The following is a 17,350-nucleotide window of genomic DNA, read 5'->3' on the forward strand; positions in this document are numbered from 1 at the left end:
TTAACCCCCAAATTCATCCATGAATGCATTTAATTCATCAGAAATACTTTCAAGTTCATTGAAGCACAAATGGCCCAATTGCGAATCCATGATGATGATTTCACTACCTTCAATCATTTCAGACATTGGAATGCCGTCAAGCTCCGGAGGAAAATGCGGATCCTGGATGCATGAAATAATCAGCGTCTTGGCAGTAATCTTGTCCAAATCGTCTTCAACATCATAATTCATGCAAGCCTCATTGCAGTATTTAACGTCATAGATGTCTAAAAATGAACTCTCCTCACCAAATTCTTCAAATTCCCGTGACAGCTCTTCTTTTGGCATTTCCCTTAGGGCCTCTTTGGAGAGTCCGAAATTGAATTCTGCCAAGCTGGCTATCTTTAACGTTCTTGCTAATGAATCACATTCAATTCCCTTTTCATAGTTCTCGTCGCTTGTGATGATTTCATTTACAAATTTGGATAATATATAATCATGCCCTGCGACCTTATAGCTGCTTACACCAGGCATTATAAAATCTGCAAAGTCTGGATAGAGAATGGCAGACGTTAATGCAATAAAACCCCCCATGGAGTTGCCGATAATGCCCAAAACATGATTTATATTGAATTTTTCGGCTAAAAACTGTTTCTGGAAATTGACAACGTCTTCAATAGAATAGATTGGAAATTTATTTTTTAAATTGGTTGAAGAAGGGCTGCATGAACCCGGTGAGCCCAAAGCTGAAATTGAAATGAAAAAATATTTATTCTCATCAAATGCATCACCTTCGCCGAGCAGAGGAAATATCTTCTTAACGGAGGTAAAATTGCCCAGAGAGCCGTGGCAATAAACAATCACATTTGAAATCACATCATTTTCGTATTTTGGATTTCCAAAGGTCATGTATTCAACGTTAACATTTTCAAGGACTTCCCCATTGGAAAATTTAAAGGAATCCATTACAAAATTTTCCCGCTTTTGCTCAAAATATTCATCTTCACAAATTTGAATCCCACCTGATTTTTTCTTAAAATTAATTCTTAAAAACAAAATATTTAAATCAATCTAACCAATGTAAAAAGTAATGAAATATAAAATTCTTGAAAAACCCGAATGTGAAAAAGCATATGAACTGGTTGAAGAGGCTCTGCGCAAAAGGGCTACAATAATACTTTTCGCATGCTGTAGAGTCGAATATGAAGGACGGGCATTAAGCCAATTGAATTGGGGAGAACGCATAATTCTCATTAAGCCTGACGGATCTTTTTTAATACATCAGGACAAAAAAGTGGAGCCAGTTAATTGGCAGCCTCCAAAATCCAGAACAAGATGCTACCTGAAAGGGGACAGACTAATGCTTGAAAGCCACAGGCGAACTCCAAAGGAACTGCTGAGCGTTGAAGTAAGGCATATCCAATTCATCAATTATGCAAACGTTGAAGACTATGAAGAGCTTGAACAGGCAGGTTATGAAAAGGACATGAGCGACATGATAATGAAAAGACCTCACATTATAGAGGAAGGCTTTACACCAAAAACAAGAGAATATGCTGTCGAACATGGCTTTATTGATATTTTAGGAAAGGACAGTGACGGAAACCTGATGATTCTGGAACTTAAGGCAAGAAAAGCCGGCGTTAATGCAGTAAAACAGCTGAAGAGATACCTGCAGGACATGGAAAATACCGATAATGCCTACCTAAAGGAATGCAAAGTTCAAAAGAAGAAAATCAGAGGATTGCTTGTCGCCCCATCAATTATGGATGACGCTCTTGAATTGAGTGAAGAGGAAGGCATCGAATTCGTTTCAGTTGAGCCTCCGCGCGAACTGAAAAGAGATAAAAAAATAACATTGGATGCGTTTTAATTTAAAACCGCATCGTCAATTCTTTTCATTTCGGCTTCATAATACTTTCTGGTATGCTCATTGGCCGGAATGGACTGAGTTACGTGGCATTCCTTTTCCAGCTTATAGATAAGATAAGTCTCATCATCCAAATCTATTGTCAAATCATCATCCAACAACTCCAGACCGTCCAGTTCTTCTGAGATTTTGTCGAATTCATCCTGTTCAAGATCAATGACGTCCTCAAGTTCCATTTCCTGAACTTTTGGATTCAACTGAAGCGCGATTGCCACAAAACCGTTTACAGTTTTATCTGAAATTTCGAACTGTGCGTTTCTTATTTCATCCATGCTAAACTTGATATGGGTTACAGTGGGTTTGGTCACCGGAATTTCTTTTGACAGACCTATTTGGTTAATTTCATAATCGTTTTTCCAATTTCCAATTTTATAAACAGCATAATTTATATCATCAGCATTAATTTTTTTATCATCACTCATAATATCACATCTATTACATATAATATTAAATAATATAACTAATATATCTTAATTTTAATGGAGGTAAATCTGTGAAAAAATGTCCTGAATGTGGAAATCCTAGTTATGATGGTGCTCCAGTTTGTGGAAATTGTGGATATACATTTCCTAAACCAAAAGTAAAGGTTTCTAAAGAAGATACAATCTTTGAAGATAGGCCAATCATTAATAAAAGTGGAAATGAGCAAAGTACACTCGATATTATCAAAGAAAACAAACTTGCAATTGGCGCTATTTTACTTATAACCTTACTTGTAATTGGCGTAATTATAGTTACAGGACCCAACAATACTACCCAAACGAAAACTGACAGCTTAAACAAATACTCAGATGCCGGTTTTTCATTCTCATACCCATCCAGTTGGAATGAGACCACCGGATATGATGAATTGCATGAAGGAGCGGTCTTTTTCGAAGATAGTAATGGTACTGTAATAGAGTATTATAACGTTTCTAGCGAATTTTCATCAATATATCAAGTAAATAATGAAAGAGTAAGTGCTGCTCTGGCAGATGGAGATAACATAAATACAATTCTACCTACCCAGATAGATAGTAAAAACGCATCAGACATTATTATTGAAAGTACTGGTGGCAATTTCACGAGATATGTATCAATAATCTCAGACGGCAACTTATTTGTATATAAAATAAAAGCTAACTCAATGGATGGCATTAAAACTACTGAAATTGATTCTGTTTTGCAATCCACAAGAATTGGATAGTATGATTTTATTCATACTTTCAATTTATTTTTTAAATTAAAAATGAATACTGTAAAAATAGCTTTATGTCAAATGGATGTAATTGACAATAAGCAGGAAAATATTTCAAAGGCAACTTCAATGATAAATGAAGCTGTTAGTCTTGATTCTAATTTTATTGTTCTTCCGGAAATGTTCAACTGCCCATATTCCAACGACAAGTTCATAGAATATGCAGAAGAGGAAAATTCAAGCCCTACACTGGAAAGCATTTCCAAACTGGCCAAAAAACATCAAGTTTACATTCTGGCAGGATCCATACCCGAAAAGGAAGACACAAGAATATACAACACCAGCTATCTTTTCGACAGAAAGGGTGAAATAATTGCAAAGCACCGCAAGATGCATCTTTTTGACGTTGACGTTGAAGGAGGAATCTATTTTAAGGAGTCCGATACGTTAACGCCGGGAAATGAATTCAACGTGGCACAAACAGAATTCGGCAAAATAGGCATGGGAATATGCTATGACGTCAGATTTCCCCAATTGGCTCAGATAAACGTGAAAAAGGGAGCTCGAATCTTATTCTATCCGGGAGCCTTCAACATGACAACGGGACCCGCCCACTGGGAACTGCTTTTCAGGTCAAGAGCCCTTGACAATCAGGTATTCTGCATCGGCGTTGCACCTGCATTAAATGAAGATGCCAGCTATCACAGCTATGGCCATTCGATTGCAGTTAATCCGTGGGGAGAAGTAATCTGTCAGCTGGATTATAAAGAAGAGCTTAAAACTGTTGACATTAATCTGGATGAAATAAAAAAAGTAAGGAATGAAATTCCCGTTTTAAAAAATAAAAGAAATGATTTGTATGAGATAATCGAAAAGTAATCATCTCAATTTGTTTAATCTTTTTTCAAACCATTCTTCCTTTCCAGGCTTTTTCTCGGACAGTACGTCAATGGCCTTTTCAAGAACTGCCACTTCCTCATCATACATATTTAATTTTCTGTATAGGACAGCCAGTCTTTTATATGGAGCGTCCTTGTCCGTTTCGGAACTGACATATTTCTCATATTCTTTAATTGCCTTTTGAGGATTGGTCTTTTCCATATCCTTAATGGTTTTCATAGGTATTGTATTGGATACGACTTTGCCTTCAGCCTTGGCCTTTTTAACCTTTTCAGCCTTTTTAAGGGCTTTATTACAGGATTTCTTGAAGTCCTTATCGGATTCCTCTTTTCTTGCCTTTTTGATTAATGCAATTGATTCATCTGAAGCCAAATCAGCGCAGGCGTGTATGGTTGCAAGCCTTACGCCCCAGTCCTCATCATCCAAACCTTTAGCAATGGTATCCAATTCATCATTGGCTTGAAGCTCTCCCAAAGCACGGATTGAAACTTTTCTAACCCCAAAGTCTTCATCGCTTACGGCTTCAGCAAACAGAGGAATGGCATTTTCATTATTAGTTTCTTTTAAAGCAAAAGCCAAAAATCTTTTGTTTTTACCTGTTTCGGATGTGAATTTGGAAGCGAGCCTGTCAAATGCAACGTTACCCATATTTCCCAGAATTTCGGCAGCCTTAAATCTGACCTGCGCATTCTCATCGGTTGTTGCTTCAATTAACGGATCGATTGCTTCTTCATCGGTTACGCCGATTAATGATTCGATAGCTTCCTTTCTAACACTTACATCTTCACTTTTAAGATTTTCGATTGCTTCGGTCATTGTTAAATTAGACATTTTTATAACCTCTAATATCAATATTATATTTGTAAATATATAATTCTTAATGTAGATTGATTAATATGATTAGTGAGCAAACAAAAATCTATTCAAAAAAGACCATTTATAAAACGCTGCATCCATGGGTTAGACAGTGGTTTGACAATAAATTCGATGATTTTACGCCTGCTCAGAAAAGATCAATCGTTGAAATCCATAAAAAGAAAAACATTCTGGTTTCATCACCGACGGGTTCGGGTAAGACGCTGACCGCATTCCTGTCAATCATAAGCGAGCTTACGGCATTATCCGAAAAGGAATCGCTTGAGGACAAGGTCTACTGCATTTACATTTCACCCTTAAAGGCTCTGGACAATGACATTGAAAAGAATCTGGAAGAGCCCTTAAAGGAAATCGAGCAGATTGCAGGTAAAAAGCTAGGCATCAGAAAGGCCGTAAGAACGGGCGACACCAGCCAGTATCAAAGACAGAAGATGCTCAAGCAGCCTCCCCACATCCTGATAACAACTCCCGAAACATTATCCATACTTCTTGTGGCTCCTAAGTTTCGCGAAAAGCTGAGCCACGTCAAATACGTCATAGTTGACGAGATTCATTCATTGGCGGAGAATAAACGGGGCGTTCATTTAAGCCTGTCGCTTGAGCGGCTGCACCATTTAATAGGCAATTTTACAAGAATCGGGCTTTCGGCTACCGTCAGTCCCCTTGATGAAGTCGCCAGATTTCTGGTCGGATACGAATACGGCGTTGAAAGGGACTGTGAAGTTGTAAACATCAATTACCTCAAGGAACTTGATATGGAAGTCATATGTCCGGTAAGCGACATTACGATTGCCGATGAGGAGGATATCCGCCTTGGAATGTACAGCCTGCTCGATGACCTGATACAGGAAAACAAGACAACGCTGATATTTACCAATACGAGAAGCGGAACGGAAAGGTTCGTCTATAATCTCAAAAAGATGTTCCCGATGAACTACAACAGCAAAAACATTATGGCTCACCATTCATCCCTCTCAAAGGAGGTCAGACTGGAAACTGAAAACAATTTAAAGGAAGGAAAGCTCAAGGCAGTCATATCCTCAACTTCACTTGAACTGGGAATAGACATCGGATACATTGATTTGGTGGTTCTCATAAACTCCCCGAAATCCGTTTCAAGAGCCCTTCAAAGAATAGGGCGAAGCGGACACAGACTGCATGAGAAATCAAGAGGAAAAATCATTGTAACCGACCGTGACGACCTGGTTGAATGTTCCGTTCTTTTAAAGAACGCCAAGGAAGGAAAAATTGACCGGATTCAAATCCCAAAAAACTGTCTTGACGTTCTGGCGCAGCACATTTACGGAATGAGCATTGAAAATCCTTGGGACATCGATTACGCCTATGACGTCATACGCAAAAGCTACTGCTATAAGGATTTGACAAGAGACGATTATGAAGACGTCTTAAGCTATATGGGTGGCGAATACCCTGAACTCGAAGACAGATACGTCTATGCGAAAATCTGGATTGACTATAAGGAAAACACCTTCGGCAAAAGGGGAAAGCTTGCAAGGATGCTTTATTCAACCAATATAGGGACAATACCTGACAGTTCGGGAGTTCTTGTGAAATGCGACGGAGAAACAGTCGGAAAAATCGAAGCTGAGTTCATGGAAAGGCTTAAAAAAGGAGATACCTTTGTTTTAGGCGGAAACACCTTCAGATTCAATTACGCCAAGGGAATGACAATTAACGTTTCACCGTCAAACGGACCTCCGACAATCCCGTCATGGTTTTCACAGCAATTGCCATTATCATTTGATTTGGCAATGGATATCCAGCGCTTCAGGGCACATATGGATTCCAAATTCCAGTACAGGCGAAGCAAGGAAGAGATTATGGAATTCATTTATGATTATCTCTACGTCGACGACTTTGCGGCAAATTCCATTTACGAATATTTCGTCGAACAGTACAAGTATGCCCAGATTCCAAGCAACAGGAAATTGCTGATAGAATACTACCGCGGTTTTGGTGACAGACGCTTTGTAATATTTCATAGTTTGTTCGGAAGAAAGGTAAATGATGCACTCTCCAGGGCAGTAGCTTACTTGGTTGCAAGAAGATACAATATGAACGTGACAATATCCATATCAGACAATGGATTTTACCTGAGTTCGGACAGCAAGATTGGCGGACTCGAATCATTCCGGCAGCTGACTCCGGAAAACTTCCGTCCGATACTGACGCAGTCACTTGACAAGACCGAAACCCTGGCAAGCAGATTCAGGCACTGCGCCGGACGTTCATTAATGACTTTAAGGAGATATAAGGGAGAATCCAAATCAGTCGGCCGCCAGCAGGTGCGGGGAAAGATACTGCTCAAGTTCGTTCAGGAAATGGATGAAAACTTTTCAATACTTAAGGAAGCCCGAAGGGAAGCTCTGGAAGATTACATGGACGTTGAAAATGCATTGAAAGTAATTGAATGGATTGCGTCCGAGGAAATGGAAATTAAAACAATAAATACTGTTATTCCAACACCATTTGCATTTAATTTGGTTTCACAAGGTTATCTGGACGTATTGAACCAGAATGATAGGGCAGAATTTACAAAAAGAATGCATAAGGCAGTGCTTGACCAAATTAAGGACAAATTAACAGAACTCTACTAACCATTAATAATATTAAAAGTAAAATATAAATAATGTTAATGAGCAATTAATTTCATTAATGTTCGAGGTGAAATTATGACCAAATGGAGTGCAGTGATTGTCGGTTTTATGTTAACTGTAATAGTAAGAGCATTCTTTGCGCCTTATGAATTTGTGGGACTGTTAATCGTCGGATTCATTGTGGGATACATGGCCCATTCGGGAATCATTGGCGGAATGTGGAATGCGGCGGTTGCTGGAGCATTTGGTACAATTGTAACCGCAATACTTTTCATTATACTCGTTACTGTAGGAGGAAGCCTTACCGGAATTCTGGGCGGGCTTACCGGATTTACGGTCTCCGGAGTAACCAGCTTAATTGAGGTTGTCAGACAACTGATTTACTATATGATTGTAATGGGAATTACAGGAGCATTTGGAGGAGCTCTTTCTGGAGAAAAAAAAGATAGGAGATAAAATATGGATTTATACCATGATATTAATTGGAAATCATTGATTATAGGTGCTGCAATTACTGCAGGAACAATCATTATTGCAGCCCACGGTTATGAATGGCTATTTCTATTTTCAGCCATAGGACTGCTGTATGTCGGATATGAAGCCAAAAACATCAAGTACGGAATCGTGCTCGGTGCAATCGCATCAACGCCGATTGTCTATTTGGCATTAGATGGAACATTGGGAGCATTTTCAGGGTTCTTTGCAACTGAAATTGGAGTAATATGCTTTGTAATAATTATTCTGCTTGTTGGCGCTTTCGTAAGTTTTGTCGGCGCATGGGCTAAAAGAAGCCGTGAAAAAGCAAAAGTTGAATATGAAAAAAAGCAGAAGATTGGAAAAAATAAAAAGAAAAAGTAATTATAATGAAATAAATTGGCAATGTTATAATTAAAATTGAGAATAATTGGAGGCTTAATAAATATGGAAGAAAATATTAAGGAACACACTTGGATTCCTTTAATTCTTGTTTGTTTAGCTTCCTTTATTATCTCCTTGGATACTACATTCATGAATGTAAGCATATCTCGGGTCGTTGCTGACTTGAGCACTGATGTAAGTACGATTCAGATGACCATGTCATTTTATACTCTCATCACTGCCGCATTCATGTTGCTCGGTGCCAAGCTTCAGGACATAGTCGGTAAAAAGAAACTATTTTTAATCGGTGCTGTACTTTACGGTATCGGTACATTTACTTCAGCGATAAGTCTGAATGCTACAATGTTATTTATAGGATGGGCAGTAATAGAAGGCATAGCCGGAGCATTAATGCTTCCTGCCATCATTTCCATAATAAGCGGAACATATTCAGGCGAAAAACGAACATTCGCCCTGGCAATCGAGAGCGTTATGGTTGCAATAGCGGCCGCTATCGGCCCGCTCTTCGGAGGGATGATGACAACATTTCTCAGCTGGAGATACGGATTTGCATTTGAACTGGTAATCGTTGTCATTATTTTAGTAATGCAAAAGAAAATACCTGATTTCATACCTACCGAATCCAAAGGCGATTTGGATATTACTGGATCCATAATTTCAGTTATTGGCCTTGTTTTGTTGGTTTTCGGTATTTTGACATTATCCGAGGATATCCCCACCAGCATAATCCTGATGATTTTGGGCATAATTACCCTGGTGGTTTTTGCATTGTTTGAAAACAGAAGAAAAAAGAAAGGCAATGTGCCGCTGCTTGATATGGAATTGTTTAAAGACAAAAATTTACGTGTTGGAACTGTCATTCTGATACTTGTATATCTTGTAATGGAAGGGGCATTGTTTACAGTTTCCCTGTACCTGCAGAGCGTATTGGAGTTAACTGCATTCAACACAGGTTTGACCATACTTCCTCTGACCATAAGCTTACTTATTTTTGCAGTGGGAGCTCCAAATTTATCAGGAAAATTGAATCACAAGACACTAATGGCAATAGGAGCAATATTGTCAATCATTGGATGTCTGATTTTAAGCTACCACTTTAGAATGAATGCAACAATAGTGGAGTTTATGCCGGGAATGTTAATATTGGGTGCAGGACTTGGTTTTATTATGGCTTTAAGTGTAGATATTGCATTAATCAATATTCCTGATGAAAGCGAAAATAACGCATCAGGCATTACTTCAACCGGCCAGTCCTTAGGTGAATCAATGGGTACTGCAGTTATCGGAATAATTCTGATTCTTGGAATGTTAGGCGGCATCAGCAATGCAATCGATACGCATGCGCCTGATCATTCAGAAGACGAACAATACTATCAGGAAATCTTTGATTACTTCCAAAAAGTAGGCAGCGTAAACGAGATTGAATCACAGGGCAGTGCTGTCGTGACCATTGTCGACGAGATTTTTCAGAATGCTATGGAATTTGTAATGCTGGTGATGTCGGCCCTGATGGGAGTTGTCTTTATTCTGACGCTGCGGCTGCAAGACAAAAGCATTAATAAATGAGAGTTTATCTACATACCATACCAAAAATACATTAAAATCAAATGCAACACTCATTTTAACAGAAATCAAACAATTAAAAACAAGTGCCTGATTCAAAACCCAAAAATAATCGATGAATACTTTCACTAAAAGTCATCTGAAAAAATCTGTTCTTAAAAAAAATATGCTCGAAGTGCAATTTAAAATGTAAATGCACCCCGATTCTCAAATAGTCCACAATTTTTAAAAAATTAATGGACATGATTTGATTATGTTATTATTTTATCTAATTCGTCTCTTTCTATACCGTTTTTAATTTCAAGAGCTATTCTTCTACCCATACTCATAGGTTTGCCGTAGGTCAGGTATGAGTAAGGAGAACCGTCCATAAAGGTATTTGTTCCGCCGTCTGTTCTTGCACTTATTTCAAAACAGATTACTTCCAGGTTATCGTTTACCAGAGTTTGCATACAGAACGGACCGTTTAATCCTGGCTGGACTAATTTTTTAGCGCTTTCAACTAATTTATCAGCTATATCGAATACTTGTGGGAGTAAAGATTCTCTAATTACAGCCGGGTGATTACCTGTAACAACATAGGAAGGGCTTAAATCAATGTCCAGCTGATCTTTTGCAGGCATTCTTACAAAACCGTCAATGCTGGATTCGTATCTTGTGTCCATTCCCATTAATTCAACCTTATCATCTAAAGCGGAGTAGAAGTAGTGTATACAGTAATTACATCCGGAAACATACTCTTCAATGTGAGCTGCTTCAACGTCAGAGTCGTCTAACCAACCACGGGATTTCATAGCGTCAATTTTGGCGTCGAATTCTTCTGGAGATGATGCGACAAAGTAACCTCTTCCTCCTCTTGCTCCAGGGAACTTGACCATTACAGGCCTGTCGATTTGAGAAGGGTCGTCATATTTGTAAGGAATACGTACTTCGCCTTCAACGAGCAATGCCCTTTCCTTATCCCTTTCTGCTTCCCATCTTAAGACGTCCCTGTTACCGAACATAGGTACGTTGAACTTGTCTTCAACATTGTCCAATCCGGCATATGCCACAAATGAACCGTGAGGAATGACGATTGCGTTCATGTCCCTTAATTTTTGCTGAACGTCCTCATTGACGATGTCCTTGAATTCATCGACAATAATGTATTCATCTGCAACATCGAATCTTTGATATGGAATTTCTCTTCCCTTTTCACAGACGATGGCTGTTCTGAAGCCTTCTTCCTTTGCACCCTGCAGGATATGCAAAGAGGTGTGGCTTCCAAGAGTAGCGAGTGTTATTTCATCTTTATCGTATTTACTTAGTATCTCCAAAATATCTTCCTTTTTTACTTCTCCCATAATTATCAATCCTCGAAGATGATGATAATATTTATGTCTTTATAAATTAATAACTGTTTTTATTTGAATCTAAATTTTTAAAAATGATGAAAACACAAAATAAAAACTATGTTAATAGGATTAATTTCAGATACGCATATTCCCGACAGAGCCAATAAGATACCGGATAATGTATTGTCATCATTTAAGGATGTTGATTTGATAATACATGCAGGAGATTTGACAACTATGGATGTAATCGATGAACTGGAAAGTATAGCTCCAGTAATGGCGGTTCAGGGAAATATGGATAGGGTTGCAGGATTGAAATTGCCTAAAGCAAGAGTAATTAATGCTGAAGGCCTTAGGATTGGAGTGGCCCACGGCGAGGTCTATCCGAGAGCAGATACCCAGCAATTATTATACCTGGCAAAGCAGTTGGACGTTAATATCCTGGTTAGCGGACATTCCCATCAGCCTAAAATCGAACAGGTTGAAGATGTCCTGCTTTTAAATCCCGGAAGTCCCGTTGTTCCAAGACTAGCCGACAGAACAGTAATGCTTCTTGAAATTAATGACAAAAACGTTGATGTGGAAATAGTCAAAATAGGCGCTCCGGTATGCAGCGCGCTTGATTTTACTCAATATCCGAGGGATTAATATGGGCAGTAAATGGCAAATGGAAAGAAAAAAGGATCCGTATTACAAAAGGGCTAAAGCCGAAGATTATCGTTCAAGAGCTTCATATAAACTCAAACAGATAGACAAGAAATACAAAATTATCAAAAAGGGAAATACAGTTGTCGATTTGGGGGCGGCTCCCGGCGGATGGTCACAGGTAGCTCTCGAAAAGGTGGATGAGGAAGGAATAGTCGTCGGCGTTGACTTAAACCACATAAGAGCCCTTCCAAACGAAAACTATTACCGCATCAAGGGGGATTTCACAACGCCTGAGGTTCAGGGAAAAATCACCCGAGTTATCGGCGGAAAGGCAAAGGTCATCATGAGCGACGCATCTCCCGAACTGTGCGGAATAAAAAACCTCGATCAGCTGCGCTCAATCGATTTGACCAATTCAGTCATCGGAATCGCCGACAATCTCTTGGAACAGAAGGGAAACCTTGTAATGAAAGTCTTTCAGGGTCCGGAATATAAGGAAATGCTTGACGGACTTAAAAGGAAATACAGGCAAGTAAAGACCACAAAGCCACCATCTTCACGTAAAAAAAGTTCTGAAATGTATGTTATCGCAATGGGCTACAAACATAAAGTAAAAAAATGAAAAGAAAATTTAAAGATTTTCGTATGCTTGACGAGCCACCTGCAGTTTATCTTTAGCGAAATCAATTCTGCTGTCTACTTCATTTGATGGTTTGCCAGCATCCAATGCAGATGCAACATTATCAACGGCTGAAGCAGCTCTCGTAAGCTCCAGTCTGGCATCATTATACTTTTGAATATCATCGGAACTTCCCGCATAATAAGTGGACTTGACAGAATCGAATTTTGACTCCAAATCACCGTATTGTGATTTTAAATCAGCCAGCTCATCATACTGATTTCCGGAGGATATCTCGTCAGTAATTGACTCGTTAACAATACTAAATCCTACATATGCAACGACAATGATTGTTGCGATAATCATGATAATTCCGACAACGGAAATTAACATTGAAGTGGATTTAAATAAGCTTAATCTTGATTTTCTCATAATAGCCTCCTTTTTTAAGGATATTAATATAATAATTTATTGATATTCATATATAACATTTACCTAATATCGCCTTTTAATGCCGGAAATCAAATCAAAATCGCTGTCAAAAGACACAATTTCATCAATTCCCAAAGACTCCATTGACTTCAAAATAGTGCAATCAGAGAAATTTACGGCACCATTGTAATGCAAATATGTACCAATTGCTGCAGAATAGTCATTTGCCGTTAAATAATGAATATCGCATGAATTCAACAATATATCAATTGAATCTTTAATAACATGACCCTGTTTAATCTTTTTACATTTGCTTAAGAAGTTAATTGTTTCTGTAAGAACAGTATTATTGATAATCAAATCATCATCGTCAATCAAATCAATCAATTCGTTGGCTCGAGGATTATTAACGTCATTGGTCAATAATAATCCTACAAGAAAGGACGTATCAACAAAAATCATAGTTCCCGCCTTTGAAGATTTTTGGCAATTTCAGCGGAATCCGTCGCATAAGGCAATGTAACCGTATTTGCCAAATCCTTAAGAGATCCTTTTTTATTGTCATCTTTGGATTCAGCCAATCCTCTGATTATCCATAATTTAATCAGTTCAGTCTGTGTCATTCTTGACTGTACTGCAAATTCCTTAATTTGAAAAATCAACTCCTCATCTAACCTTAATGAAATCTGTTTTGTAGCCATTTTAACACCATTGATAGATTGGTAGCAATATATATCTGTATCATACTATATAATTTTTACTTCATCCAATTATTTTTTAAGTATGAAAAATTAATGTAATATATAATGAAATCTACTAATAAATCACAAACATCGATTGCGAAATTTGAAGAATTTTTTGCCACATCCTATAAGGATGACGTATTTGAAATTCTTGAAACTTATCCTGACAATAGATCCCTGACAGTAGATTATACCCAATTGGAAGTGTTTGACCCTGATTTGGCGGATTTATTGATTGATAAGCCTGAAGAAGTTATAGAAGCGGCAAAAATTGCAGTTAAGAATATTGACCCCCTGGCCAAGGACGCCGATTTGAACATTCGTTTCAAGAATGTGAGCAATGTCATTCCGTTAAAGATATTATTAAGTAAATACATCGGAACATTCGTTGCTGCAGAGGGAATCGTGAGAAAAACCGATGAAATAAGACCACGTATCGAAACTGCCGTTTTTGAATGTAGAGGATGTATGCGTCTGCATGAAGTCGAACAGACCTCAGACAGAACAATACTGGAACCGTCACTGTGTGGGGAATGTGGAGGAAGGTCCTTCAGGCTGCTTCAGGAGGAATCACATTATATCGATACCCAAACCGCAAGAATGCAGGAACCTCTCGAAAATCTCTCCGGAGGAACCGAACCTAAACAGATGTTGATGATTTTGGAAGATGATTTAGTAGATGAATTGAATCCCGGTGACAAAGTAAGAATCACCGGTACCTTAAAGACGTTTAGAGAAGAGAGAAGCGGTAAATTCAAAAATTACATTTATGTCAATCATATTGAGCCATTAGAACAGGAATTTGAAGAGCTTCATTTATCCGAAGAGGATGAGGAGGAAATTCTTGAGTTATCAAAAGACCCTCACATTTATGAAAAAATCATCAAGTCAACCGCCCCGTCAATCAGGGGTTACCTTGACGTTAAGGAAGCAATTGCGCTTCAATTGTTCGGAGGTTCTGCAAAGCAGCTGGCGGATGAAACCAGATTAAGGGGAGACATTCACATCCTTATTGTCGGAGACCCGGGTATAGGTAAGTCCCAGATTCTTAAATACGTCTCCAAACTGGCTCCAAGAAGTATTTATACGAGTGGTAAAGGTACTACAGGTGCCGGTTTAACTGCAGCTGCCGTAAGGGACGAACTGGGCGGATGGTCACTTGAAGCAGGTGCGCTGGTACTGGGAGACCAGGGAAACGTCTGTGTCGACGAACTGGACAAGATGAGAGCTGAAGACAGATCAGCGCTTCACGAAGCCTTGGAACAGCAGACAGTAAGTATTGCAAAGGCAGGAATCATGGCAACATTGAATTCAAGATGTTCCGTTCTTGCAGCTGCAAACCCTAAATTCGGAAGGTTTGACAGATTCAAGGTTCTTGCAGACCAGATTGAACTGCCACCACCAATTTTATCACGTTTCGACTTGATTTTTGTTGTTGAAGACAAGCCAAGCAGAAAAGGAGATTCAGAGCTTGCCCAGCACATTCTAAACATTCACCAGTCAAGCAATATCGATTATGAAATCGAACCCGATTTGCTTAGAAAATACATTGCGTATGCACGTAAAAACGTCAATCCGGTGCTGAGCGATGAAGCGACTGAAGTATTGAAGAATTTCTATGTGGATACGAGAAACAGCAGCAGCAATACTGAAGAGAACTCCGTTGTCCCGATTACCGCAAGACAACTTGAAGCTATAATCCGTTTGGCAGAAGCATGCGCCAAAATGAAATTAAAGGATGTTGTTGAAAAAGAGGATGCTAAAAAGGCCGTCAGACTTCAGATGGCATGTCTTAAGGAAGTGGGAGTCGATCCGGAAACCGGTGAAGTTGAAGCAGACATTATCGGCGGAGGAAGACCTAAATCCGAAAGAGATAAGATGAGCACTCTCGTGGACGAAGTCAAGCTCCTTGAGGAAGAGTATAACGGACAAGCCCCTGTAAGCGTTTTAAAAGACAATATGGAAGAAAAGCATGGCGTAAGTGAAGATAAGGTTGAAACCCTCATCAGAAACCTGACGCAAAGGGGAATATTATACGAACCGAAATCCGGACACGTTAAAAGAGTATAGATTTAATTATGATTTTAACAATAACTTAATAAATGATTAAAATCATAGTTAATATATTATACTTATACTAATTTTATATGGAGAGATAATATGGATAAATATGAAGATTTATTAGAAAGAGCAATAGACCAGTTACCTCCTGAAGTATTTGAACATAAAAGATTTAAGATTCCTAAAGCTTATTCAGATATCCAAGGTAATAGAACATTCATTAAAAACTTTAAAGAAGTAAGTGAAGGTTTAAACAGAGACCCTCAACATTTATTGAAGTTCCTGATGAGAGAATTAGGTACTGCAGGTAACGTGGACGGCTCAAGAGCAATCCTGCAGGGTAAATTTACACATTACCTAATCAACGAAAGAATTGAAGATTATGTGGATAAATACGTAATTTGCCACGAATGTAACAGACCGGATACTAAAATTATAAGGGAAGGCAGAATATTTTTATTAAAATGTTCCGCATGCGGCGCAACCGCTCCGTTAAAACAATTATAATTTTTTATCCTTTTTACTTATTTTTGAATGATTTTTATGTTTTGTATTGAATGCGGAAGCGAAAACAAACAGATGGTAGGCGAAATCTGCATAGATTGTTTTTTAAAGGAATTTGAAATGATTGAAATTCCAAAAAACATTAATGTGGAAATCTGCAGCCATTGCAATAGTCGTTTAGAGGAAGGGAAATGGAGCGACTCATTTATCCCTGAAGAAGAGATAATATACCGCGCACTTGAGAGAAATATAAAAATCAATGAACTTGTTGAAAATGAAGAAATAAACCTTGAAATTGACCAGATCAAAGGAACAATAGCTGAATGTTTTGTTGAAGTAGTCGGCGACGTCTACGGAGTCACTATTGACGAAACCCATGACACGTCAGTGAGGATTTTAAAGACCGTCTGTCCGTCATGCAGCAAGCTGCAGTCAGGATACTATGAATCAGTTATCCAATTCAGAGCTGACAACAGGGAAATAAAAAGCGAAGAATACGACAAGGCTGATGAAATAGTGGCCAGAACCCTGGAAAAGCAGGCAAAAACCGACAAACTTGCATATTGTCCGCAGATAGCCAAGCTGAAGGAAGGCTATGATTATTATATCGGATCGTTGAAGACCGGGCGCAAAATAGCTGAAGCCCTAAAAGATGAATTCGGAGGAATCATAAAGGAATCCCCAAGACTTATCAGCGAAGACAAATCCACAGGAAAAGGCCTTTACAGAATCTGGATTTCAGTAAGGATTCCCGAGTTTGAAAGCAAAGACATTATCGAGTATGAAAATAAACTAATTCAGGTGACCGATATAGGCAAGAACAGAGTTGTTGGATTAGACATAAAGACAAATAAAAAGCACAACATCCCCCTGAAGAATATGGAAAGCATCAAGCTCGTTAAAAAATCCAGCGAAATCGAAACGACAACGATAATATCAATGTCTCCGAAAATAATACAGATTCTCGACCCAAGCGACTTTTCTGCCGTTGATTTGGAAATGAACGAGGAATTCAGCGATTACAATATCGGCGATGAAATCAAGCTTATCAAAATTGAAAATTACATTTACTTAATCAAGTGATAAT

Annotated in this window: 19 protein-coding genes; 12 read left to right on the forward strand and 7 right to left on the reverse strand. The window is 38.6% G+C overall.

The features are described from left to right. Nucleotides 1-945 carry an alpha/beta fold hydrolase gene (locus F3G70_RS04970; protein WP_149731598.1) on the reverse strand — a complete coding sequence of 315 codons (945 nt, stop codon included), beginning with the start codon at nt 943-945 and terminating at the stop codon, nt 1-3. Nucleotides 946-1,069: 124 nt separating this feature from the next. On the opposite strand from F3G70_RS04970, the gene nucS reads away from it, so the two are divergent. Continuing rightward, a complete protein-coding gene (nucS, locus tag F3G70_RS04975; RefSeq protein WP_149731599.1) occupies nt 1,070-1,852 on the forward strand; it encodes an endonuclease NucS in 783 nt (260 codons plus the stop codon). On the opposite strand, the gene F3G70_RS04980 is transcribed toward nucS, so the two are convergent. Next, nucleotides 1,849-2,331 (reverse strand): hypothetical protein, encoded by a 483-nt coding sequence (locus tag F3G70_RS04980; protein ID WP_149731600.1) that lies wholly within the window; start codon nt 2,329-2,331, stop codon nt 1,849-1,851. The two genes, nucS and F3G70_RS04980, sit on opposite strands and share 4 nt — an antisense overlap. A 71-nt stretch (nt 2,332-2,402) precedes the next feature. Between F3G70_RS04980 and F3G70_RS04985 the strand changes: the two genes are divergently transcribed. Both F3G70_RS04985 and F3G70_RS04990 read left to right on the forward strand, forming a co-directional pair. Then, nucleotides 2,403-3,095: a zinc ribbon domain-containing protein gene (locus F3G70_RS04985; protein WP_149731601.1), complete on the forward strand. Its 693-nt coding sequence runs from the start codon at nt 2,403-2,405 to the stop codon at nt 3,093-3,095. 42 nt (nt 3,096-3,137) lie between these two features. Next, nucleotides 3,138-3,965 (forward strand): carbon-nitrogen hydrolase family protein, encoded by an 828-nt coding sequence (locus tag F3G70_RS04990; RefSeq protein ID WP_149731602.1) that lies wholly within the window; start codon nt 3,138-3,140, stop codon nt 3,963-3,965. Here the strand turns inward: F3G70_RS04990 and F3G70_RS04995 are convergent, their stop codons facing one another. Further along, complete coding sequence (locus F3G70_RS04995) at nt 3,966-4,817, reverse strand: HEAT repeat domain-containing protein (RefSeq protein WP_149731603.1); 852 nt, start codon at nt 4,815-4,817, stop codon at nt 3,966-3,968. Between the two features lie 65 nt (nt 4,818-4,882). Between F3G70_RS04995 and F3G70_RS05000 the strand changes: the two genes are divergently transcribed. The 4 genes from F3G70_RS05000 (at nt 4,883) to F3G70_RS05015 (ending at nt 9,925) form a co-directional block, all read left to right on the forward strand. Beyond that, nucleotides 4,883-7,480, forward strand: a complete 2,598-nt coding sequence (locus tag F3G70_RS05000; protein WP_149731604.1) for an ATP-dependent helicase — start codon at nt 4,883-4,885, stop codon at nt 7,478-7,480. Nucleotides 7,481-7,555: 75 nt separating this feature from the next. After that, the gene (locus F3G70_RS05005) at nt 7,556-7,936 is read left to right on the forward strand and encodes a DUF5518 domain-containing protein (RefSeq protein ID WP_149731605.1); all 381 of its coding nucleotides are present in this window, start codon (nt 7,556-7,558) and stop codon (nt 7,934-7,936) included. A gap of 3 nt (nt 7,937-7,939) precedes the next feature. Further along, nucleotides 7,940-8,338 (forward strand): hypothetical protein, encoded by a 399-nt coding sequence (locus tag F3G70_RS05010; RefSeq protein WP_149731606.1) that lies wholly within the window; start codon nt 7,940-7,942, stop codon nt 8,336-8,338. A 63-nt stretch (nt 8,339-8,401) separates the two neighbouring features. Then, a complete protein-coding gene (locus F3G70_RS05015; protein WP_149731607.1) occupies nt 8,402-9,925 on the forward strand; it encodes an MFS transporter in 1,524 nt (507 codons plus the stop codon). Nucleotides 9,926-10,173: 248 nt separating this feature from the next. On the opposite strand, the gene F3G70_RS05020 is transcribed toward F3G70_RS05015, so the two are convergent. Beyond that, nucleotides 10,174-11,265, reverse strand: coding sequence for a formate--phosphoribosylaminoimidazolecarboxamide ligase (locus tag F3G70_RS05020; protein WP_149731608.1), 1,092 nt, complete (start codon nt 11,263-11,265; stop codon nt 10,174-10,176). A gap of 99 nt (nt 11,266-11,364) precedes the next feature. Here F3G70_RS05020 and F3G70_RS05025 point away from each other — a divergent pair, with 99 nt between their 5' ends. Continuing rightward, on the forward strand, nt 11,365-11,904 hold the full coding sequence (locus F3G70_RS05025; protein WP_149731609.1) for a metallophosphoesterase: 540 nt from the start codon (nt 11,365-11,367) through the stop codon (nt 11,902-11,904). Nucleotide 11,905: 1 nt separating this feature from the next. Beyond that, entirely contained in the window at nt 11,906-12,526 is a 621-nt protein-coding gene (locus F3G70_RS05030; RefSeq protein ID WP_149731610.1) for an RlmE family RNA methyltransferase, read from the forward strand. A 9-nt stretch (nt 12,527-12,535) separates the two neighbouring features. Here F3G70_RS05030 and F3G70_RS05035 read toward each other — a convergent pair whose 3' ends face one another. The 3 genes from F3G70_RS05035 to F3G70_RS05045 all read right to left on the reverse strand — a co-directional run bounded on the left by F3G70_RS05035 (nt 12,536) and on the right by F3G70_RS05045 (nt 13,656). After that, a complete protein-coding gene (locus F3G70_RS05035; RefSeq protein WP_149731611.1) occupies nt 12,536-12,955 on the reverse strand; it encodes a hypothetical protein in 420 nt (139 codons plus the stop codon). Nucleotides 12,956-13,018: 63 nt separating this feature from the next. Beyond that, a complete protein-coding gene (locus F3G70_RS05040) occupies nt 13,019-13,417 on the reverse strand; it encodes a type II toxin-antitoxin system VapC family toxin (RefSeq protein ID WP_149731612.1) in 399 nt (132 codons plus the stop codon). After that, entirely contained in the window at nt 13,414-13,656 is a 243-nt protein-coding gene (locus F3G70_RS05045) for a hypothetical protein (RefSeq protein WP_149731613.1), read from the reverse strand. Before F3G70_RS05045 ends, F3G70_RS05040 begins: the two co-directional genes overlap by 4 nt. 105 nt (nt 13,657-13,761) lie before the next feature. Here F3G70_RS05045 and mcm point away from each other — a divergent pair, with 105 nt between their 5' ends. The 3 genes from mcm (at nt 13,762) to F3G70_RS05060 (ending at nt 17,346) form a co-directional block, all read left to right on the forward strand. After that, nucleotides 13,762-15,768 carry a minichromosome maintenance protein MCM gene (mcm, locus tag F3G70_RS05050; RefSeq protein ID WP_149731614.1) on the forward strand — a complete coding sequence of 669 codons (2,007 nt, stop codon included), beginning with the start codon at nt 13,762-13,764 and terminating at the stop codon, nt 15,766-15,768. A gap of 90 nt (nt 15,769-15,858) precedes the next feature. Continuing rightward, complete coding sequence (locus F3G70_RS05055; protein WP_149731615.1) at nt 15,859-16,266, forward strand: translation initiation factor IF-2 subunit beta; 408 nt, start codon at nt 15,859-15,861, stop codon at nt 16,264-16,266. Between the two features lie 27 nt (nt 16,267-16,293). Then, the gene (locus F3G70_RS05060) at nt 16,294-17,346 is read left to right on the forward strand and encodes a 60S ribosomal export protein NMD3 (protein ID WP_149731616.1); all 1,053 of its coding nucleotides are present in this window, start codon (nt 16,294-16,296) and stop codon (nt 17,344-17,346) included. Nucleotides 17,347-17,350: the final 4 nt, after the last annotated feature.

It is taken from the genome of Methanobrevibacter millerae, from assembly GCF_900103415.1.
Taxonomy (GTDB): Archaea; Methanobacteriota; Methanobacteria; order Methanobacteriales; family Methanobacteriaceae; genus Methanocatella; species Methanocatella millerae.